At 72.5% G+C, this 20,242-nt stretch carries 15 protein-coding genes; 8 read left to right on the top strand and 7 right to left on the bottom strand.

The genetic code is table 11. From position 1 onward, the window contains the following. Positions 1-128: 128 nt before the first annotated feature. Positions 129-1,094, top strand: a complete 966-nt coding sequence (locus ACWCPI_RS37745; RefSeq protein WP_451042479.1) for a lysylphosphatidylglycerol synthase transmembrane domain-containing protein — start codon at positions 129-131, stop codon at positions 1,092-1,094. Between the two features lie 355 nt (positions 1,095-1,449). After that, positions 1,450-2,544: a mechanosensitive ion channel family protein gene (locus ACWCPI_RS37740; RefSeq protein WP_451042478.1), complete on the top strand. Its 1,095-nt coding sequence runs from the start codon at positions 1,450-1,452 to the stop codon at positions 2,542-2,544. Positions 2,545-2,569: 25 nt separating this feature from the next. Here ACWCPI_RS37740 and ACWCPI_RS37735 read toward each other — a convergent pair whose 3' ends face one another. Beyond that, positions 2,570-4,141, bottom strand: a complete 1,572-nt coding sequence (locus ACWCPI_RS37735) for a M1 family metallopeptidase (RefSeq protein ID WP_451042477.1) — start codon at positions 4,139-4,141, stop codon at positions 2,570-2,572. 253 nt (positions 4,142-4,394) lie between these two features. Here ACWCPI_RS37735 and ACWCPI_RS37730 point away from each other — a divergent pair, with 253 nt between their 5' ends. Together ACWCPI_RS37730 and ACWCPI_RS37725 are read left to right on the top strand one after the other, a co-directional pair. Then, a complete protein-coding gene (locus ACWCPI_RS37730; RefSeq protein WP_451042476.1) occupies positions 4,395-6,614 on the top strand; it encodes an NADP-dependent isocitrate dehydrogenase in 2,220 nt (739 codons plus the stop codon). 252 nt (positions 6,615-6,866) lie between these two features. Then, on the top strand, positions 6,867-7,664 hold the full coding sequence (locus tag ACWCPI_RS37725; RefSeq protein WP_451042475.1) for an N-formylglutamate amidohydrolase: 798 nt from the start codon (positions 6,867-6,869) through the stop codon (positions 7,662-7,664). A 9-nt stretch (positions 7,665-7,673) separates the two neighbouring features. Here the strand turns inward: ACWCPI_RS37725 and ACWCPI_RS37720 are convergent, their stop codons facing one another. Genes ACWCPI_RS37720 through ACWCPI_RS37710 form a run of 3 tightly spaced genes read right to left on the bottom strand, consistent with a single transcriptional unit; the run spans position 7,674 to position 10,230 of the window. Then, the gene (locus ACWCPI_RS37720; RefSeq protein WP_451042506.1) at positions 7,674-8,150 is read right to left on the bottom strand and encodes a hypothetical protein; all 477 of its coding nucleotides are present in this window, start codon (positions 8,148-8,150) and stop codon (positions 7,674-7,676) included. 8 nt (positions 8,151-8,158) lie between these two features. Beyond that, the gene (locus ACWCPI_RS37715; RefSeq protein ID WP_388806044.1) at positions 8,159-8,734 is read right to left on the bottom strand and encodes an RNA polymerase sigma factor; all 576 of its coding nucleotides are present in this window, start codon (positions 8,732-8,734) and stop codon (positions 8,159-8,161) included. Positions 8,735-8,793: 59 nt separating this feature from the next. Next, entirely contained in the window at positions 8,794-10,230 is a 1,437-nt protein-coding gene (locus ACWCPI_RS37710) for a S8/S53 family peptidase (protein WP_451042474.1), read from the bottom strand. 148 nt (positions 10,231-10,378) lie between these two features. Between ACWCPI_RS37710 and ACWCPI_RS37705 the strand changes: the two genes are divergently transcribed. Continuing rightward, positions 10,379-12,946 (top strand): CHAT domain-containing protein, encoded by a 2,568-nt coding sequence (locus ACWCPI_RS37705; RefSeq protein WP_451042505.1) that lies wholly within the window; start codon positions 10,379-10,381, stop codon positions 12,944-12,946. A 32-nt stretch (positions 12,947-12,978) separates the two neighbouring features. On the opposite strand, the gene ACWCPI_RS37700 is transcribed toward ACWCPI_RS37705, so the two are convergent. Then, positions 12,979-14,829 (bottom strand): LuxR family transcriptional regulator AbsR2, encoded by a 1,851-nt coding sequence (locus ACWCPI_RS37700; RefSeq protein WP_451042473.1) that lies wholly within the window; start codon positions 14,827-14,829, stop codon positions 12,979-12,981. Positions 14,830-14,923: 94 nt separating this feature from the next. On the opposite strand from ACWCPI_RS37700, the gene absR1 reads away from it, so the two are divergent. Then, positions 14,924-16,009 carry a beta-glucuronidase AbsR1 gene (gene absR1 / locus ACWCPI_RS37695; protein WP_451042472.1) on the top strand — a complete coding sequence of 362 codons (1,086 nt, stop codon included), beginning with the start codon at positions 14,924-14,926 and terminating at the stop codon, positions 16,007-16,009. Between the two features lie 448 nt (positions 16,010-16,457). Beyond that, positions 16,458-17,213 (top strand): class I SAM-dependent DNA methyltransferase, encoded by a 756-nt coding sequence (locus ACWCPI_RS37690; RefSeq protein ID WP_451042471.1) that lies wholly within the window; start codon positions 16,458-16,460, stop codon positions 17,211-17,213. Between the two features lie 30 nt (positions 17,214-17,243). Here ACWCPI_RS37690 and ACWCPI_RS37685 read toward each other — a convergent pair whose 3' ends face one another. Together ACWCPI_RS37685 and ACWCPI_RS37680 are read right to left on the bottom strand one after the other, a co-directional pair. Next, positions 17,244-17,702, bottom strand: a complete 459-nt coding sequence (locus tag ACWCPI_RS37685; protein WP_388806056.1) for an RrF2 family transcriptional regulator — start codon at positions 17,700-17,702, stop codon at positions 17,244-17,246. 70 nt (positions 17,703-17,772) lie between these two features. Continuing rightward, on the bottom strand, positions 17,773-19,002 hold the full coding sequence (locus ACWCPI_RS37680) for an acyl-CoA dehydrogenase family protein (RefSeq protein ID WP_451042470.1): 1,230 nt from the start codon (positions 19,000-19,002) through the stop codon (positions 17,773-17,775). Between the two features lie 584 nt (positions 19,003-19,586). Here ACWCPI_RS37680 and ACWCPI_RS37675 point away from each other — a divergent pair. Then, positions 19,587-20,242: ABC transporter substrate-binding protein (locus tag ACWCPI_RS37675; protein WP_451042469.1), on the top strand; the 656-nt coding region annotated here is incomplete at its 3' end.

Genomic DNA, 20,242 nt, shown 5'->3' with positions numbered 1-20,242 from the left:
GTGTCGGCGGGCCGCCCGGGGTCGCCGGTGGGCCCGCCGGGACCGGGATCCGTCCGCAGCCGGTCCGTAAGACGCCGTCCGCGCTGCCGCAACCCGCCGTTGTCACGGCGCGGCGAACCTCTGCGGGTGTGACAGCCGTACGACTGCCCGCGGGACGCATGCTGCGGCGCGTCCCGCTCCGCCGGATCCTGTGCCTGCTTCCCCTCGCCCTGGTCGTCGTGGTGGCGGCAAGGCACCGCGCCGTGCTCGCCGAGGGCATCGGCCACCTGGCGACGGCCAAGTGGCCGTGGCTGCTCGCCGCCGCCTGCGCCACCTGCCTGACCTGGGTCGCGGCGGCGGTGACCCGGCAGGGGGCGGTGGTGGAGCGGCTGCCCGGACTGCGGCTGCTCATCACCCAGTTCGCGGCGGGCGCGGCCAACCACCTGCTGCCGACCGGGCTGGGCGCGAGCGCGGTCAACCTGCGCTTCATGACCGTGTGCGGGCTGCCGCCGGCCCGTTCCTCGGCCGCCCTGGCGCTGTATCTGCTCGCCGAGAGCGTGGCCCGGGTCGGGTTGCTGGCCGCGCTGCTCATCGCCTTCCCGGACGCCCTGCGTCTCGGACCGCTGCTTCCGGAGAGGGCTTCGGGCCCGTTGCTGGTCGGGGCCGGCGCGGTGGCGGTCGTGGTGGTGGCCCTCTTCTTCCTCGTACGCCGGCTGCGCACGGCCGTGCTCTCGTTCCTGCGCACCGCGCTGGGCGAGGCACGCTCGGTGCACTCGCGTCCGTCCCGGGTGCTGGCGTTGTGGGGCGGCTCGCTGGCCTTTCCGCTACTGCAGGCGTCGGGACTGGTCCTGGTGGGGCTCGCCCTGGGACTCCCGGTGCCGCCGGCGCACATCGCGCTCGCGTATCTGGCGGCGACCGTCGCCGTCGCCCTGGTGCCGACGCCCGGCGGGCTCGGCTCGGTGGAAGCGGCACTGGTGGTGGCGCTGGTGGCGGTGGGCGGCCCGGTCGCGGTGGTGACGGCCGTGGTACTGGCGTACCGGACCATCACGGTGTGGCTGCCGCTGCTGCCGGGGGCGTTGACGCTGGCGGCGCTGGTGCGGTGGAAGGTCATCTGACGGGTCCGTGAGGTGCGGGGTCCGCCCTCGGAAAGGGGCGTGCGCGGCGGCATGCGGCTCTCGTGGGGCGCGCGAGCGCCGAGCACGCCTCGGAGAGCGGCCGTTCGGCCCTGCGTGTCCACCCGGGGTCCAGGAGAGAATGCCCGAAAGCGACCGGTGAGACCGTCAGGTCGACGATCCTGAGACGAACGCCTGTACCCGATACGGCAGGATGAGCCCGCGCGCCGGTCTCGGGGGACGGGGTGGCCGGCGCGACGGCACATCGCGGAAATCGAGCAGGGGACAACGTGACGAGACTTCACATCCGGCCGTCGGCGCATCAATTCGCCGCAGCTCTTCCTGACGGGGGTGACCGGTGAAGCGCGCGCTCACTGTGGACGACCTGGTCATCGCCGGGATCGCGTTGGCGGCGGGCCTGCTTGCGGCCTTCCTGCTGCGCATTCTGCTGCGCTGGCTGGGCAAGCACGCCGACCGCACCCGCTGGAGCGGCGACGACCTCATCGTGGACGCACTGCGGACCGTGGTGCCGTGGGGCGCGTTCCTCGGCGGCGCGGCCTCCGCGGGCGCGGCCCTGCCGCTGACCGCGACCGTGCAGCACAACGTCAACAAGACCCTGACCGTGCTGTTCGTCTTCGTCGTGACACTTGCGGTGGCCCGTGGGGTCGCCGGGCTGATGCGGACGGTCACCCAGTCCCGCCCCGGCGTCGCGGGATCCGCCACGATCTTCGTCAACATCACCCGGATCCTGGTCCTGGCCATCGGCTTCCTGGTGGTGCTGCAGACCCTGGGCATCTCCATAGCGCCCCTGCTCACCGCACTGGGCGTCGGCGGTCTGGCGGTCGCCCTGGCGCTGCAGGACACGCTCGCCAACCTCTTCGCGGGCATTCACATCCTCGCCTCCAAGACCGTCCAGCCCGGCGACTACATCCGGCTGAGCAGTGGTGAGGAGGGTTACGTCGAGGACATCAACTGGCGCCAGACGACGGTGCGCAACCTGTCCAACAACCTGGTCGTGATCCCCAACGGGGAGCTCGCGAAGACGAACATGACCAACTTCATGCGTCCCGAGGAGCAGCTGACGATCCTGCTCCAGGTCGGCGTCGCCTACGACAGCGACCTGGACCACGTCGAGCGGGTGACGAACGAGGTCATCGGCGAGGTGATGACCGAGGTCGAGGGGGCGGTGCCGGACCACGAGCCGATCATCCGCTTCCACACCTTCGGCGATTCCAGGATCGGCTTCACCGTGATCCTGGGCGTCGGCGAGTTCAGCGACCAGTACCGGATCAAGCACGAGTTCATCAAGCGCCTGCACCGGCGCTACCGCCTGGAGGGCATCCGTATCCCGGCGCCCACCCGGACGGTCGCCATCCAGCAGGGGACGGTGGCGATACCGCAGCAGCGCGGCCCCGAGGAGGCGGACGAGTTCACCCCCGTCCGCCTCGACTGACGTACGCCACCGTCCCGCGGGACGACTACAGGGTGGCCGAGTTGTCGTGGTAGTGGCCACCCCGCCGGCTGTGCGGCGCGACGAGCGACGGGTTCACCTGGGTGACCGTCCAGTCCGGGTGCCCGGGCATCCGGGGCGTCTTGGTGCCGTACAGCCAGTCCTGGAGGAATCCGGACACATCCTGGCCCGAGACCTCCGAGGCGACGGCGATGTAGTCCGCCGTGGACGCCGAGGCGTTGCGGTACCGGGTGAGGAAGGCACGCTCCAGGGCGCTGAAGGCCGCCTCGCCCACGAGGTTGCGCAGCGCGTACAGGACCAGGACGCCGCCGAGGTACCGCTGGGGCTCGAACAGGTTCGCCGCGTTCGGCGCCGCGACCGGGCCCCAGTTGCGGCGCCACTGGTCGCCACGCGCGTAGGTGTCCTTCATCCGGGCTTCCATGGTGGTCATGCCCAGGGAGTCCGGCCAGCCGCGCTCGTAGCGGTAGAGCAGGCCGTAGAAGTCGGCGTGGCCCTCGTTCAGCCACAGATCGGCCCAGGTGGCCGGGCTGACGCTGTTGCCGAAGTAGGAGTGGACCAGCTCGTGCATCATGTGCGAGCCGATCTTCTTCTCCTCCTGCAGGAGGTAGTTCGGCTTGTAGATGGTGAGGGTCTGGGTCTCCAGGCCGGTGAAGTCGAAGGCGTCCGGGGCGTCGGAGTTGCAGGGCAGCAGTCCGTACGTCTCGAAGGGGTACGCACCGAGCCGCGCCTCGACCCACTCCACCAGCTTCGGCGTCAGCGCGAGCGCCGGTTCCAGCGCCGCGGCCCGCGCGGTCGGGACGACGTCGCGCAGCGGCAGCCCGTGCGGGCCCTGCCGGTCCTTCACCACGTAGTCGCCGACCGTGATCTGCACCAGCTCCGTGGCCATGGGCTCACGCGAGCGGTACGTGTAGGCGGTGCGGTCGCCGCTCAGGCTCTCGGTGCGCACGAGCAGGCCGGTGGCCACGCCGCGCAGATTGTTCGGGACGGTGAGGCGGAAGGAGAAGTCGGCCTTGTCGGAAGGGTGGTCGTTGCAGGGGAAGACGGTGTGCGCGGAGTTCGGCTGGCAGCACACCGCGAACCCGTCCGGCGTGTCGACCCAGCCGGTGTGGGGCAGATCACGTCGCGGGTCCGCCGTGTACTCCACGCGGAGGGTGGCCGAGCACTTGGCGGGCAGGCTCCGTGCGGGTGTGACGCGGAGCTTCTCGTCGACCTGCTCGTAGGTCGCCTTGCGGCCGCCGACCCGGACGGCGCGGACGTCCAGTCCGAGGGCGTCGAGGGAGAGGCGGGTCAGGGCCCGGGTGGTGCGGATCTTCAGGGTCGCGGTGGCGTCGACGAGCCGGGTCGCGGGGTCGTAGGAGAAGTCCAGGTGGTAGGCCTCGACGCGGTAGCCGTCGTTGCCGAGGGCCGGGAAGACCGGGTCGCCGAGGGTCTCGGGTCCCGGTTCGCCGGAGGTCCTGGCGGCCGACGTCCCCGTCTGCTGCGTCGTCGGTGTCGCGTGCGCGGTGGGCGCGGCGGTCAGGGCGGCGGCGGTGCCGATCAGGGCGGCCGCGGGGGCCGTCACTCGGGTGCGATATCTCATGGTCCGCTTTCGCTCGGGCGGCCGGGTGGTCGGGTCCGGCCGCCGGAATCGGTGATCCCCGGTTCGGTGATCTGCTTACATGACCACCGGACGGGCCCCTGAGGTTGCACGGACGCGCCGCTTCCTCTTAGCGCCGGGCGCGGCGGGCGGGGGCGGGCTGCCACCCGCCTGTGTGCGGACCCCTGTCGAGTACAGGTCGATCACGAGATATCTTGATGTCGAGCAATGTTGCAGACGTGGAGCGGAGCACCCGGTGACTGACTCGACCATCATCTATACGCACACTGACGAGGCCCCGGCCCTGGCGACGTATTCCTTCCTGCCGGTGGTCCAGGCGTACGCCTCGCAGGCGGGTGTCGCCGTGGAGACGCGCGACATCTCGCTGGCCGGCCGCATCATCGCGGTGTTCCCGGAGTACCTGACCGAGGACCAGCGCATCCCGGACGCGCTGGCGGAGCTCGGTGAGCTCGCCAAGACCCCCGCGGCCAACATCATCAAGCTGCCGAACATCTCGGCGTCCATCCCGCAGCTCAAGGCCGCCATCGCCGAACTGCAGGGCCAGGGCTACGCGCTACCGAACTACCCGGACGACCCGAAGACCGACGAGGAGCGGGAGATCCAGGCCCGCTACGACAAGATCAAGGGCTCCGCGGTGAACCCGGTCCTGCGCGAGGGCAACTCCGACCGCCGCGCCCCCGCCTCGGTCAAGAACTACGCCAAGAGCCACCCGCACCGCATGGGCGCCTGGACCGGCGAGTCCAAGACGAACGTGGCGACCATGGGCCGCAACGACTTCCGCTCCACCGAGAAGTCCGTCGTGATCTCCGAGGCCGGCGCGCTGAGGATCGAGCACGTCGCCGAGGACGGCGCCACCACCGTTCTGCGCGAGTCCGTACCGGTCCTCGCCGGTGAGGTCGTCGACGCCTCCGTGATGCGCGTCGCCGCGCTGCGCGAGTTCCTCACGGCGCAGGTCGCCCGCGCCAAGGAGGAGGGCGTCCTGTTCTCCGTGCACCTCAAGGCGACGATGATGAAGGTCTCCGACCCGATCGTCTTCGGCCACGTCGTGCGCGCCTTCTTCCCGAAGACCTTCGAGCGCTACGGCGCCGACCTCGCCGCCGCCGGTCTGACCCCGAACGACGGTCTGGGCGGCATCTTCAAGGGCCTTGACGCCCTGCCGAACGGCGCCGAGATCAAGGCGTCCTTCGACGCCGAGCTCGCCGAGGGCCCGGCCCTGGCGATGGTCGACTCCGACAAGGGCATCACCAACCTGCACGTGCCGTCCGACGTGATCGTGGACGCCTCGATGCCGGCGATGATCCGCACCTCCGGCCACATGTGGGGCCCCGACGGCCAGGAGGCCGACACCCTCGCGGTGCTGCCGGACTCCTCCTACGCCGGGGTCTACCAGGCCGTCATCGACGACTGCCGCGCCAACGGCGCCTACGACCCGTCGACCATGGGCTCGGTCCCGAACGTCGGCCTCATGGCGCAGAAGGCCGAGGAGTACGGCTCCCACGACAAGACCTTCGAGATCAAGGCCGCCGGTACGGTCCGCCTGGTCGACCAGGCCGGCAACGTGCTCATCGAGCAGCCGGTCGCCGAGGGCGACATCTTCCGCGCCTGCCAGACCAAGGACGCGCCGATCAGGGACTGGGTGAAGCTGGCCGTCACCCGCGCCCGCGCCACCGGCGACCCGGCCGTCTTCTGGCTGGACGAGACCCGCGCGCACGACGCCAACCTGATCGCCAAGGTCAACGCCTACCTGCCGGAGCACGACACCGAGGGCCTGGACATCCGCATCCTCGCCCCGGTCGAGGCCACCAAGCTGTCGGTGGAGCGCATCCGCCGCGGCGAGAACACCATCTCGGTGACCGGCAACGTGCTGCGCGACTACCTGACCGACCTGTTCCCCATCCTGGAGCTGGGCACCAGCGCCAAGATGCTGTCGGTCGTCCCGCTGATGGCGGGCGGCGGCCTGTTCGAGACGGGCGCCGGCGGCTCCGCGCCCAAGCACGTCCAGCAGCTGGTCAAGGAGGACTACCTGCGCTGGGACTCCCTCGGTGAGTTCTTCGCGCTGGTGCCGTCCCTGGAGCAGTACGCGACCGCCACCGGCAACACCCGCGCGAAGGTCCTCGCGGACACGCTGGACCGCGCCACGGCCACCTTCCTCAACGAGGACAAGTCGCCGACCCGTCGCGTCGGCGGCATCGACAACCGCGGCAGCCACTTCTACCTGTCCCTGTACTGGGCGCAGGAGCTGGCCCGGCAGACCGACGACGCGGAGCTGGCCAAGGCCTTCGCCCCGCTCGCCGAGACGCTCGGCGCGAACGAGCAGAAGATCGTCGACGAGCTGATCGCCGTCCAGGGCAAGCCGGCCGACATCGGCGGCTACTACCAGCCCGACCCGGCCAAGGCCGCCGCGGTCATGCGCCCGTCGGCCACCTGGAACGAGGCGCTCGCGTCCCTGAGCTGACGCGAGGGGTCCGACAGGCCCGCTCACGTGTTTCTGCCCCGATCGGCGCACCGCCGGCCGGGGCAGAGCCGTGTCGGCCGCCGGAATCCCGTCACCGAGGCACCGGAAGCTTGCGAATCAGGTCGGCTGAGACGAACGGTTCCGCTCAGCCGACCCCGCCCGAGCCGGCGTACGGTGATCTCCCGGCTGAACTGCGCACGTCCGTGCTGTGATGGTGCACCAGGCCACCGACAACGCCCGGGAGCAACCGCCATGCCCTCCGCCATGCCCTCCTTCGAGCTGCTCCCCGGAGCCGAAGGGTCGCCGGTGATCCTTCATGTGCCGCACTCGGCGCGGGAGACACCGCCCGATGTGCGCGTGGGGATCCTGCTGGACGACCGGGCACTGGAGCGGGAGCTGGATCACATCGTCGACGCGCACACCGCGGAACTCGCCCAGGAGGCCGCGCGGAGCGCCAAGTTCACCCCGTGGCGGTTCGTGAACAGGCTCTCCCGGCTGGTCGTCGATCCCGAGCGGTTCCCCGACGAGCGGGAGGAGATGCTGTCCGCGGGCATGGGTGCCGTGTACACGCGGACCACGCACGGGGCGCCGCTGCGGCCCGCGGACACCGACCCGGAGCCCCTCCTGGAGCGATACTTCCGGCCGTACGCGAAGGCCATGACGCAGGCCGTGGCCGACCGGCTCGCCGCCACCGGCCGAGCCGTGGTCATCGACGTCCACTCCTATCCGAGCGCCCCGCTCCCCTACGAACTGCACGGCGAGGGCCCGCGACCGCCGGTCTGCCTGGGCACGGACTCCTTCCACACGCCGCCCGAGCTGCTGGCGGCGGCCCGGGAGGCGTTCGCACCGTGCGGGGGGACAGGGCTGGACAGCCCGTTCAGCGGCACCTACGTCCCGCTGGCGTACTACGGCGCCGAGGCCCGTGTCGACGCGCTGATGATCGAGATCCGCCGGGACGTCTACATGACGGAGCCGGGCGGTCCGGCCGGTCCCGGACTCACCCGGCTCGCACGGGCGTTGGCGGCGCTGGTGGACGCCGCAGCACGCTGATCCGACGGCTCAGGCCCGCAGCCACTCCGTGACCACGACCTCGCCGCCGGTCCGCAGCCGCAGGGCGAAGGGGCCGCTCGGCGGGGCGTCGCTGGTGAAACGGCCCATGGCGTCGGCGTCGACCGGCACGGCCGTCTGCGGCCCGGCGAGCACCTCGATCCGCGCCTGCTGCGGCGGCAGCACCTGCCCCATCAGGCCCTGTGCGGTCACCTCCACGTCCACGGTGACCTCGCCCGCGCGGAACGTCAGCATCCGCGGTGTGTCCGTCGCTCCCCTGACCGCAATGGCGTCCACGACCGAGTCGAAGGTCAACTCGGCGATACGGGCGTCCAGGTCGTGCAGCGCGAAGGCCTCGACGGCGATCTGCTGCAGGTCGGCCGGCACGGGGTCCAGGATCGCGGCGGCCTGACGGAGCTCCTCCTCCAGCAGCCCGACGTCGAACCCGCCGTCGCCGGGGGGCTCCTCGTCCCTCAGGTCGTCGTGCATGTCGTCGTTCACAGCGCTCCCCGTGCGTCGAGTCGGGCCCGAAGGCGGCGCAGGCAGCGCTGGCGCAGTGGCCCGATGCTGCCCACGGCGATGCCGAGTGCGGCGGACACCTCCTGGTAACTGGGCGGCGGTGAGGCCATCAGCACCCGCAGCAACTGACGGCAGCGGTCACCGAGTTCCTCGAACTCCTGCCACATCCAGCGGATCCGTTCGCCCTCGGCGGCCGCCTCCTCGGAGTCCAGCACGGACTGTTCGGGCGTACGGTCCTCGCTGACCCGGTCGAGCAGCTGGGGGTCGTTCGTCACGGTCAGCCGCCGCAGACTCTTGAGCACCTTCAGGCACTCGTGCCGAGCGGTGCTGGCGAGCCAGGACCCGGCCTTCTCGGGTTCCCGGATCCGCCCGAGGTTCTGGGCGAAGCGGAACCAGACGGTCTGGTACACCTCGTGGGCGTCCGCGTCGCTGAGCCGGTGCGCGCGTACCACGGACCACACCAGTGGGCTCAGCCCTTCCACGAGCGCCTTCCAGGCCGCCGCGTCGCCGTCGACGGCGGACTGGACCAACGCACCGACATCTGCACGGTCCACAGCCCCACCCCTCGTGTACGGCAAGCAATCGTACGCCGCGGAGGGGACGGTTCCGACCCTCATGACCGAGGTGCCGGGAGCACGACCGGGACGGGGCGCCAGGTCGGGGGGCGAAGGGCCGGTACGTGCGCCCCTCGCACCTCGGCGTAGCCGGAGTTCGCCGCGAGCATCTTGTAGCGGGCCACCCGCGGGTCGCTCTCCTGCTGCCCGCTCATGTGCGCCGCGATCATGCCGGCCACGAGGGGTGTGGCGAACGAGGTGCCGCTCCAGCACGCGAACCCCTCGAACATCACCTGGTCGGGCTTGGTGGTGCCGCCCTCCTCGCTCAACACGCCGTTGTGGCGCGGGGACTGGCAGGTGCAGGAGTAGCCGAAGCCGTAGCGGCAGGCGTCGTAGGTGGAGTGCTGGTAGACGTACGGCACGGGCCTGTCGAAGCCGGTGAGGAGGCTGGTGAGGCGCTCGCCGGGGGCGTAGGCCTTCACCCAGGCGCCGTGGTTGCTGAAGCAGGCGCCGAACTCGCCGTCGCTGCGCAGCGCTCCGACCGACAGCACGACGTCCTGGTACTCGGGCAGGTCGGCGTAGGCGGCGGGCCAGAAGGGGGTGGCGCTGCCGTTGTTGCCGGCGGCCGCGACGAGCAGGGTGCGCTGCCGGCGCAGTTCCTGCATGAATGCCTCGACGCCGAGCAGGCCGTCGGTGCGCCCGTTGGAGGTGCCGGCGGAGAGGCTGAGGATGTCGGGCCAGCCGCCCGCGTCGACGGCCTCGAAGAGCTTCTCGCCGAACTCGGACTCCAGGATGGCGCCGGCGTCGTTGAGGGAGTTGCGGACCGTGATGTCGGTGTTGGGGGCGACGGCGGCGACGAGACCGGCGATGAACGTGCCGTGTCCGACGTACTCCTGGAGGACCCCGTCGCCGTCGCACTCCTGGATCTGCGCGTCGCCCTCGGTGTGGGCCAGCAGCGGGTGGGACCGGTAGTCGTGCATGAGACCGGTGTCGACGACGAGGACACCGATCGCGGTGTCCGCCTCGTACGTGCCCTCGGCCGGGGTGGGGTTGAGTCCCCCGGCGAGCGGGGCGGGCGCCGGTTCGTCGCCGGGGCAGGAGTTGACACCGGGTGCGATCGCCACGAGGTGGTTGCGGCTGACCAGGCGCCGTCCGGCCCGGCCCTCCGTCTCCCGCAGGGCGCGCAGGGCGTGCGCGACGGTGCGGTCGCCGCGCGGGTCGCCCTCGCCGGGGTCGCCGACCTGGATGCGGGTGATGCCCGAGCGGTTGGCCTGCGGGGTGACACGGCGCACGCGGTCCTGCACGAGGTCGGGTTCGGCGGTGAAGTGCGCCCGCACGGTGTCCTCGACGAGGCGGGCGTCCTCACCGTCGCGGACCAGCACGTAGCCCTTCTCGTAGATGAACTCCGCGGAGTCGTCCGGTCCCATCGCGAGGGGGACGTCGGGCATGGAGCGCTGGATCTGCGCGAACTGCTCGTGGAATCGCTGTGGTGCCATGGCGTGTCCTCCTGCTGAGGCGACGGTCGTCAGTCAGAGCCGTGCGGTCGCTGATTGATACAGCGCCAAACCGGTGTGGCACGGTTCCGGGGCAACTACCATCCGTGGAGTGACAGCGGGAAGCGACTCGGTTCTCGAACTGCTGCCGATGGTGTTCGCCGCACCCAACGACGCGCTGGCGAGGGCGGAAGGGGTGCTCGACGCCGATCCGTCGCCGTGGCACGCCTCCGTCGCCCACCAGGTGATCGGTATCTGGCAGCGGGACTGGGGCGACATGCGCATCGCCCTCCACCATCTGCGGCGTGCCCGGGACCTCGCGGCCCGCGCGGAGTCGGCCGACCGGGAGGCGGACGCCCTGGCGGCGCTCGGGGTCGCGTTGGTGCACGCGGGGCGCACGCAGCAGGGCCTGGCCGCGCTGGAGCGTGGGATCGAGCGCGGCAGCGGTCACACCCGGGCCCGGGTGCTGTTCCGCCGGGCCTACGCCCGTTGGGTGCTCGGCCGTCACCGGGAGGCACTGGAGGACGTGCGCCGGGCCATACCCGTGCTGCGGCAGGTGGAGGACGTCATCTGGACGGCCCGGGCCCTGACCCTGCGGGCGACGGTCCATCTGGCGCTCGGGGCGGTGGAGCGCGCCGATGCCGACTTCACCGCGGCCGAGGCGCTGTGGGACACCACCGGCCAGGAGCACGACAAGGCCGATGCGGTGGAGAGCCGGGGGCTCGCGGCGTTCCGGGCGGGTGACATCCCGGCGGCGCTGCGGCTGCTCGACGAGGCCGAGGAGCGGTACGCCAAGCTCGGCACACCGACGTTCATGCTCAACATCCGCCGCTGCGAGGTGCTCATGGCGGCGGGGCTGGCCCGGGAGGCGCTCGCCGAGGCCGACGCGGCGATCGCCGTGCTCGACGGCATCGGCGGCCAGTCCACCCGCAAGGCCGAGCTGCTGCTGGCCGCCGCGCGCGCCGCCCTGCCGGCGGGTGACGCGCACACCGCGATCGCGCGCGCCGACATGGCCGTACGGCTCTTCGCGGGGCAGCGGCGCGGCTGGTGGGAGGCGCATGCCCGGCTGGTGCTGATCGAGGCGCGGGTGGCCGCCGGACGCACTTCGGGCCGGCTGGTCGCCGACACGGCGGCGGTGGCCGAGCGGCTGGCCTCTTTCGGCGCGCCGGCGGCCCCCGAGGCCTCGCTGCTCGCGGGCCGGATCGCGCTGTCGCTCGGGTGGCGGGCGGACGCCGAGCGGCATCTGGCCGTGGCCGCGCGCAGCAGGCGCAGCGGTCCGCCGCTGGCGCGGATGACGGGCTGGGCGGCGCAGGCGCTGCGGGCGCGGGCTGCCGATTCCAGCAGGGGTGTGCTGGAGGCGTGTCGGCGCGGCCTGGACGTGCTCGACGACCACCGCATGACGCTGGGCGCCTCCGAGCTCAGGGCCCGTGCCACCGCGCAGGGCGCGGAACTCGCCGCCCTGGCCCAGCAGGCGAGCCTCGATACGGGCAGTCCGCGCAGGTTGCTGGTGTGGAGCGAGCGCTGGCGGGCCACCGCGCTGTCCGCCCCGCCGACCCGGCCGCCGGCCGACCCGGAGCTGCAGCGCCATCTGACCGCGTTCCGCGAGATCGCGGCCCGCGCGGAGGCCGCCCGTATGGAGGCACGGCCCGTTCCGGCGCTGGAGCGTGAACAGCGGCGCCTGGAACGGGAGATACGCTCCCGGACCCTGCACATGCGCGCTGACGCGCCCGGCGACGGCTACCGCTTCGACACGGGCCGGCTGCTGGAACGGCTCGGTGACGACGTACGCCTGGCCGAACTCGCCGTCCTGGACGGGCGGGTCCAGGTGCTGCTGTGCGGTCAGGGGCGGGTACGCCGGTTCGAGGCCGGGCTGCTCGCCGAGGCCGAGACCGAGGCCGAGCACGTCCAGGCCGGTCTGCGGCGGCTCGCGCATCCGGGCGCGGAGGGGCGGCTGCCGATCGTGGAGGCCGCGGGCAGGCGCCTTCAGGAGTTGCTGCTCGGCCCGGCCGCCGCTCATCTGGGCGAGGGGCCCGTCGTGGTCGTGCCGCCCGCCCGGCTGCACCGGGTGCCATGGGCGCTGCTGCCGACGCTGCGCGAGCGGGTGCTCAGCGTGTCGCCCTCGGCGAGCAGCTGGCTGCGCGCCCGGGAGACCGAGCCGCCGACCGGCGGCCGGCATGTGCTGGTCCGCGGACCGGGGCTGGCGACCGGTGGCGCGGAGGTGCCGCATCTGGCCCACCGGTACCGCGGATCCGTCGTCCTGGAACAGGCGGATGCGCGGGTGCCGCGGGTGCTGGAGGAACTCGACGGGGCGGCACTGGCCCATATCGCGGCACACGGCACCTTCCGCGCCGACAGCCCGCTCTTCTCGGACCTGCGGATGGCCGACGGGCCGCTCATCGTGCACGACTTCGAGCGCCTGGAGCGCAGCCCGTACCGGATCATCCTGTCCTGTTGCGACACCGCCCGTTTCGCCTCCGTCGGCGCCGACGAGCTGCTGGGACTCGTCACCGCCCTGCTGCCGCTCGGCACGGCGGGGGTGGTGGCGAGCAGCGCGCCCGTCAACGACGCGGCGGTCGTGCCCCTGATGCTCACGCTGCACAAGGGGCTGAGCGAGGGGCTCTCCCTGGCGGAGGCCCTGCGGGACGCGCGCGCCGCGCTGCCGGGCGACGCGCTGCACCAGGCGACCGGATGGGCGTTCTCGGCGTTCGGGGCGGCTTGATCGCTCACGGCGCCGCTGTCCGAACCGTTCCGCTACGCCGGCTGCGCCTGGGGCGGCTCCATCAGCCAGGGCAGCGCGCCGCGGTCGCCGGCGCCGAGGCGGGCGTAGGCGCCGTAGAGGTGGTTGCCGACCGTGCGGACGGACAGGGTGAGTTTCTCGGCGATCTGCCGGTTGCTCAGCCCCGTGGCGGCCAGGGTGACGATCTGCCGTTGCCGTGCCGTCAGTTCGCCCAGGACGAGTCCGGACAGGGCCGGGGTACGGGCGCCCTGGCAGCGGCGGGCCAGAGCGACGGCACGCGTGCGTGCGGTGCGGGCGGCCCTCGGGTCCCGGTGGGCCCGTACGGCCTGGGCGTGCGCCTCGGCGGCGAACAGCAGGAAGCCGCGCTCCTCCAGCTCCGCGGCGACCCGGTCGAGCGCCGGACCGTCGCCGCGGCCCAGCGCGTCGGCGTGTGCGGCGAAGACGCCCGTCAGGCGGCCCGCGGCCCGCTCGGGGAAACCGAGGCGGACGGCGTCGTACGCGTCGCCGGTGAGCGTCTCGCCCACTTCCTCGGCGTCACCGCGGGCCGCTGCGGGCCGGGTGGCCGCCCCACCCCCGTCGGGGCGGCCACCCAGGATCTCGTGCGCTGTGGTCGGATTCCCCGACTGCGCTGCGGCGAGGACGAGTTCGCGTCGGCAGGACGGGTCGTCGCCGCCTCGCAGCCCCTCGCGCGCCCACGCCGCCGCCTCGCGCAGCTCCCCGCGCAGCCGAGCGAACCGGGCGCGTACGGCGGCGTATCCGGCCGGCACCGCGGCGCCCTCCGCGACCAGCCACTCCCCCACGGGCGCCGGTACGGCCCGTACGTCCGCCCGCTCGATACGGCGGGTCAGCGCGGCGCCCTCCGCGTCGAGGGCGAGGGCGCACCGGTCGGGCGTGCCGGACAGCCGCCTCGCCCGCAGCCTGCCGGCCGCGGCCCGCAGCACCGGGCCGTGCAGGGGGTGGGCGAGGCGGACGGCGCCGCGGTCGTCGACTCGGACGAGGCCGTCGGCCTCCAGGTGCTCCAGCGCGTCCGGTTCGGCTCCGTCCGGGTCGAGTTCGTCCGGGCCGAGGGGCAACGGCTCGGCGAGGGCGAGGCGTTCGAGGACGGTGCGTTCGGCGGGGTGGCGGCGGTCGAGGACATGGGCGGTGTGCTCCCGTACGGCCTCCGTGATCGGCAGCGGCCCACGCCACGCCCATCGCGCCGAGTCCGGGTCCGGGTCCCAGGGCGACGCGGGGACGCGGGTGAGCAGTCCGCGCTCGCGCACGGCGGCGACCAGGTCGCGCAGCAGCCGCAGGTCTCCCTGGCACAGGAGGTGCAGCCGGTTCACGGTGAGGGGTTCGAGGCCGGCGCCGGCTCCGCCCGTCAGCAGCCGGGCCGTCTCCTCGCGGGGCAGCGGTTTCAGGGCGAGGCGGGGCAGGAGCTCGCCGGTCCACAGGCGGGAGACGGCGGCCGGGACGGGGCCGCCGTCGGTGCTGACGACCAGCAGACGGGTACGGCCGTGCACCGCCAGCTGGTGGACCAGGGCGGCAGAGGCGTCGTCGAGCAGATGCGCGTCGTCCACGACCAGCAGGCGCACCCCGGACAGCTGCTGGAGCGCCTCGTGCAGGGAGGCGGTCCCGGGTACGAGGTGCGCGAACGCGGCGAAGCGGATGTGACGTGCCTCGGGGGTGCCGGCCGCCTTGGCGCAGTCGGTGCTGCGGACGGCCTCGGTGACGAGCCGGGTCTTGCCACGGCCCGCCGGTCCGGTGACCACGATGCCGTGCCGGCCGGCCGCGAAGGACGCCCGGAGCAGTCGCAGTTCGTCCTCGCGGCCGGTGAACGGCCAGGAGGTGTCGAGGGTCTTCGCGTCCCGTTCGAAAGTCGTCACGGTAGGGGGAGCGCGATGACTCACTCCTGATACAGGGCGACTTGAGCAGCCCTCGACTCAGGCGCCCGCCGCGGGCCGACGGCACCCTGTTCGCATGACCGCACGGTTCTGCTCCCTCGCGCAGCAGCCGGCACCCGCCTTCGCGCCGGGGCTGGCCGCCGAGCGGCTCGGCGCGCTCGTCGGCGGGCGGCGGATGTGGGTCAACGGCACCGTTCTGCACTACTGCTTCTTCGACCGGGAGTCCGACGGGTCCGTGATCGCCGACCCGGAGACCGGGCGGACCCGGCATGTGTCGTGGGTCGGCGGCAAGAAGCAGCGGGACGTCGTGCGCGAGTGCTTCCAGGAGTGGCAGAACCTGGGCATCGGGTTGTCGTTCGTGGAGGTGGGCGACCGGTCGGAGGCGGAGTTGCGCATCGGGTTCCAGCTCGGTGACGGCTCCTGGTCGACGGTCGGCAAGGACGCGCTCCGGGTCGGCCTGAACGAGCGCACCATGAATTTCGGCTGGGACCTGACCGAGCCCGGGGAGCGCGGCACGGCCCTGCACGAGATCGGGCATGCGCTGGGCATGCTGCACGAGCACCAGAGCCCGTTCGCCGGGATCCACTGGGACGAGGAGGCCGTGTACGCGGATCTGGCGGGCCCGCCGAACTTCTGGAGCCGGGACAGGACGTTCTTCAACATCCTGCGCAAGCTCGACCCGCGGGAGGTCAACGGCTCCGTCTGGGACCCGCAGTCGATCATGGAGTACTCCTTCTCGGCCGGGCTGATCCTGGAGCCGGAGCAGTTCCGCGCGGGGCTCAACCCGCCGGGCGTGCTCTCCGAGGCCGACAAGGAGTTCGTCCGCCGCTGGTATCCGCCGACCGCGGCACAAGGCCCGGCCGAGCTGGTGCCGTTCCGCTCGGTGCCGCTGCGGCTCGGCCGGGCCGGGCAGGCCGACTTCGTCGTCGAGCCGCCGGAGACCCGCGCGTACACGGTGGGCACCTTCGGGGACGGTGACGCCATAGTCGTGGTCTTCGAGGAACGGGACGGTGAACCGCGCTACCTGACCGCCCAGGACGACGGCGGCACCCCGCACAACGCCACCGTCCGGGTCCGTCTCGTCAAAGGCCGCCGCTATGTCGTCCGGGTGCGCCAGTACTCCAGCTGGGGTTCCGGGGAGACCGCGGTGATGTGCTGGTGACGGCACGGGTCCGCTGACGGGACCGTCCACAGTCCGGCGCCGGGGGAAGCGGCCGGGCACGCCGCCTTCGGGGGACAGTGTCGATCAGGCGCTGTCGTTCGGGTGGTGCGTCCGGCCCATGGGCCGGGTCCGCCGTACGGGGGTAACGGCGGACCCGGCAACGCCATGCGGGCGGGGCTGCTCAGCCGGGGAGGCTCTCATCCCGGAGATCCAGCACATCCCCGAGGCGGCCGCGCAGCCTCTCGACGAGGAGGATGGGGCCGGCGGTCGAGGTCACCCTCGCCCGGCCGCCTCTCAGCGGGCACGGGCCGACAGGGCGTGGTGGAGGACGAGGCGGGGTCCCCCTTCGCCTCGACGGTCCGAAGCCGGCGGGTGCCACCACCCCGGACGGCCCTCCCGCTCGGAAAATCGGGTGCCCCGGCGCCCTGGCCGGCAGTACGGTCCCGGTGTGATCGATGACGACGATGACCTCGACGACGGTTACTTCGGGGAGGACATCGCGGCCGACTACGACGAGTCGGCGGCGGACATGTTCCGGCCCGAGGCGGTGGACCCGGCGGTGGACCTGTTGGCGGAGCTGGCCGGCGACGGCCCGGCTCTCGAACTCGGCGTCGGCACGGGCCGGATCGCCCTGCCGCTGGCCGCCCGGGGTGTGCCGGTGCACGGGATCGACATGTCCCGCGCCATGGTGGACCGGCTGCGCGCCAAGCCCGGCGGCGAGGCGGTCGACGTGACGATCGGGGACTTCGCGACGACGCGGGTGGCGGGCGAATTCGCCCTCGTCTACCTGGTGTTCAACACCATCAACAATCTGACCACGCAGGACGCCCAGGTCGACTGCTTCCGCACCGCGGCCGCCCACCTGCGGCCCGGCGGCCGCTTCGTCGTCGAGGTGGGCGTACCCGAACTGCGCAAACTCCCGGCCGGGCAGACGGCCGTGCCGTTCCACATCAGCGACACGCGCTGGGCGTTCGACACCTACGACGTCGCCACGCAGGCGATGAGTTCGAACTACGTCACCATCGTCGACGGCCGGGCCGAGCACTGGTCCGTCCCGTTCCGCTACGTCTGGCCGGCCGAGCTGGACCTGATGGCCCGGCTCGCCGGGCTGCGCCTGCGCGACCGGTGGCAGGACTGGACGCGCGAGCCCTTCACGAGCGAGAGCGGCAAGCACGTGTCGGTGTGGGAGAAGCCGGCCGGCTGAGGTTCCGGCCGCTCACCGACGGCGGGGGCGTCAAGGATTGGTCCACGCCTCGGGGTCGTCCGCGAGGCCCAGGACATCGTCGGGGAGCTTGGCCGCCGCCACGTGGGCCAGGGTGACCTCGCCGAGGATCTTGCGCACGTTGGCGCGTACGGCGATCCACAGCGGGAGCAGGGACTCCGCGGGGCCGGTGTAGGAGAGGTCGGGTGGGCGTACGCCGCGCACCGACACCAGGGGGCCGTCCGCCACCCGGATCACGTCGGCGATGGCGATGGAGTCCGCCGGGCGAGCGAGCCGGTAGCCGCCCTTGCCGCCTCGCTGGCTGGTCACGAGGCCGCCCCTGCGCAGGTCGCCCAGGATGCCTTCGAGGAACTTGTGCGGGATGCCCTGCGCCTCGGCGATCGCTTCGGCCTTCAGCGAGGTGTCTTCTCCCGCCGCGGCCAGCTCCAACGCCGCCCGCACCGCATAGTCCGCCCTGGCCGAGATCCGCATGCCGTGATTATCCATCACGACCGCGCCGCCGCCCTCACCACCGGCCGCGGGCGCCGCATCCGACCGCGGATCAACCGGGCAGGCTGAACACCGGATGCGCGCCGTTGAGGAAGTAGTCCCCGACCTCACGCAGCCGGTGGGCGACCGGCTCGCGCAGGGTGTGGGTCCGCGTGTCGCGCCAGAAGCGGTCCAGGCCGTGTCGCGCCAGGGCGGCGGGCGCGCCGACGGCGTCCAGCGCACGCGTCGTGATCTCCTGCGCGGCCCGAAAGGCGGCTGCCTGCGCCGCGCTGGCGAGGACGGCGATCTCCGCGCCCTCCTCGTCGTCGAGTTCCTCGCCCCGCGCGAGCCCGTCTGCCAGTGCGGCCACGGCCTGGTCGGCGAGGGCGGACGCGGCACGCGCGGTGACGGCGAGTTCCCCGTACGCGGTCAGCACGGACGGGTCCTGCGGCGGGCCGCCCGGCCAGAGCCGGGCGGCCAGCGGCTGCAGCAGGGGTGACACCGCCCTCTTGTGCTCGCGGACTTCACCGAGCAGCCCCTCGGTGATGCCCAGACAGACCTGGGCGGAGATCAGCCGGGCGGTGGGGGCTGCGAGACCGGCGAAGGGTGACAGGGCCCCCTCGTCGGAGGAGAGCGAGCCGAGCACGCCGTCCCCGGCCACCGGTACGGAGTCGAACAGGACGGCACCACCGGCCGCCAGCCGCTGCCCGAAGGTGTCGTCGCCGCTGCCGCCCACCAGGCCCGGGTGGGCGGGATCGGTGAGGACGGCGAGGGGCTCGCCGGTGCCGGGCACGGCGGCGCGGACCACCAGCCGGTCGGCGACGCCCACCCCCGAGCCGTAGCTCTGATGGCCGTCCAGGAGGTAACCCTCGGCCGTGGGGGTGAGCGTGAGCGGCGGTTCGTACGAGGCGACGCCGCCGCCCCAGTACCACCGGCCGGTCGTGAACGCCCGCTCCACGCGGGCGACTTGCTCAGGGTCAGCGAAGAACCGGGGGCTGTGCGACAGGAAGTAGTGGCTGCCCAGGAGGTGCCCGACGGCGCCGTCGGCGGCTGCGAGGATCCGCACGACCGCGTAGGCGGTGGGCCAGTCGGCGCCTCCTCCCCCGTGCGCGGTGGGTACCAGCAGGGTCAACAGGCCCGCCTCGCGCAGCCGTTCGACCTCGTCGAGTGGCGGCCGGCCGGCCTGCTCGCGCTCGACCGCGTCCGTGGCGAGGTCGTCCGCCAACTCGCGGGCGATGTGCGGCCAGTCGGCCGGCGCGGCCGCGGGCTCGGTCACCTCGTCGGCCGGTGGTGCGCTTGTCATGGCACTTCCTTCACGGCAGAGGAGAACGCTGTCCCGGGCTTTCGGCCGACCCGGTCCGCGTCATCCTCACCCGCTTCACCGAGGAGGGTCAACACTTCCCTAGTAATTCGATCGGAAATATAGGGAATGCGCATCACCCTCTGAGTCGCCCTGCGCCGAGAGACAGGAGTGACCCCGCCTGACCTCACTGTTCCCGAATGGAGAGACGCAAGCGTCCATAATATGAACACCCTCTTGGGGGCCGCGCCCCTTTCTGCCACCATCCCCACCAGCCAGGTAGGAAAACTAGGGAACCGCGGGGTGGGGTGGGGTGGCCATGCGTACGCGCAACCGCACAGACCTGCCGCCGCACCTTCTGACCTCGCGTCGTCACATCGACTTCGGGCGTACGCGCAGCGCCCTCTGTCGGCCCGTCTGAGACCGCCGCGGCTCCTGCCCGCGCCGCACCGCGACAGCGCTCCGTGCCGACCCGCACTCCCCGCCCTCCGCCCGACGCCGGGCGACCGGCGTACCGGTGCGCTCCCCGGGGCCTGCGCCTCCATCGCCGTACCTTCCTGATCGCACGTTCCTGAGAGGACACCTCCGTGTCTGCCGCAAGACCGCTCACCACCCTCCGCACCTTCGCCGCCCTGGCGGCGCTCCCCCTGCTGCTGACCGCATGCGGCTACGGCGCCGAGTCCACCGACACCGGAAAGCAGGCCGAGGTCGCGGCGGGCGCCGAGAAGCTCTCCGCCGACGAGGTGAAGATCGGCTACTTCCCCAACCTCACGCATGCCACCGCCCTGGTCGGCATCCAGGAGGGCCTGTTCCAGAAGGAGCTCGGCGGCACCACGATCAAGCCCTCGACGTTCAACGCCGGCCCGTCGGAGATCGAGGCGCTGAACTCCAGCTCCATCGACATCGGCTGGATCGGCCCGTCCCCGGCGATCAACGGCTACACCAAGGCGGCCGGCAAGAACCTGCGCATCATCTCCGGTTCGGCCTCCGGTGGTGTGAAGCTGGTCGTCGACCCGGAGAAGATCAAGTCCCTCAAGGACGTCAAGGGCAAGAGGATCGCCACCCCCCAGCACGGCAACACCCAGGACGTCGCCCTGCTCAACTGGATCTCCGAACAGGGCTGGAAGGTCGACGCGGAGAGCGGCAAGGGCGACGTCTCCGTGGTCCGCACCGACAACAAGATCACGCCCGACGCCTACAAGTCCGGCTCGATCGACGGTGCCTGGGTTCCCGAGCCGACCGC

This window comes from Streptomyces sp. NPDC001920, from assembly GCF_053594495.1.
Note: the sequence above shows the minus strand (reverse complement) of the source record. Positions and strands in the feature narration are given on the sequence as shown.

Excerpts from the sequence above, each read along its gene's own strand:
- ACWCPI_RS37735 (WP_451042477.1), bottom strand. The coding sequence starts at position 4,141 with ATGAGATATCGCACCCGAGTGACGGCCCCCGCGGCCGCCCTGATCGGC.
- ACWCPI_RS37725 (WP_451042475.1), top strand. The coding sequence starts at position 6,867 with ATGCCCTCCGCCATGCCCTCCTTCGAGCTGCTCCCCGGAGCCGAAGGG.
- ACWCPI_RS37720 (WP_451042506.1), bottom strand. The coding sequence starts at position 8,150 with ATGCACGACGACCTGAGGGACGAGGAGCCCCCCGGCGACGGCGGGTTC.
- ACWCPI_RS37710 (WP_451042474.1), bottom strand. The coding sequence starts at position 10,230 with ATGGCACCACAGCGATTCCACGAGCAGTTCGCGCAGATCCAGCGCTCC.
- ACWCPI_RS37705 (WP_451042505.1), top strand. The coding sequence starts at position 10,379 with ATGGTGTTCGCCGCACCCAACGACGCGCTGGCGAGGGCGGAAGGGGTG.
- absR1 (WP_451042472.1), top strand. The coding sequence starts at position 14,924 with ATGACCGCACGGTTCTGCTCCCTCGCGCAGCAGCCGGCACCCGCCTTC.
- ACWCPI_RS37685 (WP_388806056.1), bottom strand. The coding sequence starts at position 17,702 with ATGCGGATCTCGGCCAGGGCGGACTATGCGGTGCGGGCGGCGTTGGAG.
- ACWCPI_RS37680 (WP_451042470.1), bottom strand. The coding sequence starts at position 19,002 with ATGACAAGCGCACCACCGGCCGACGAGGTGACCGAGCCCGCGGCCGCG.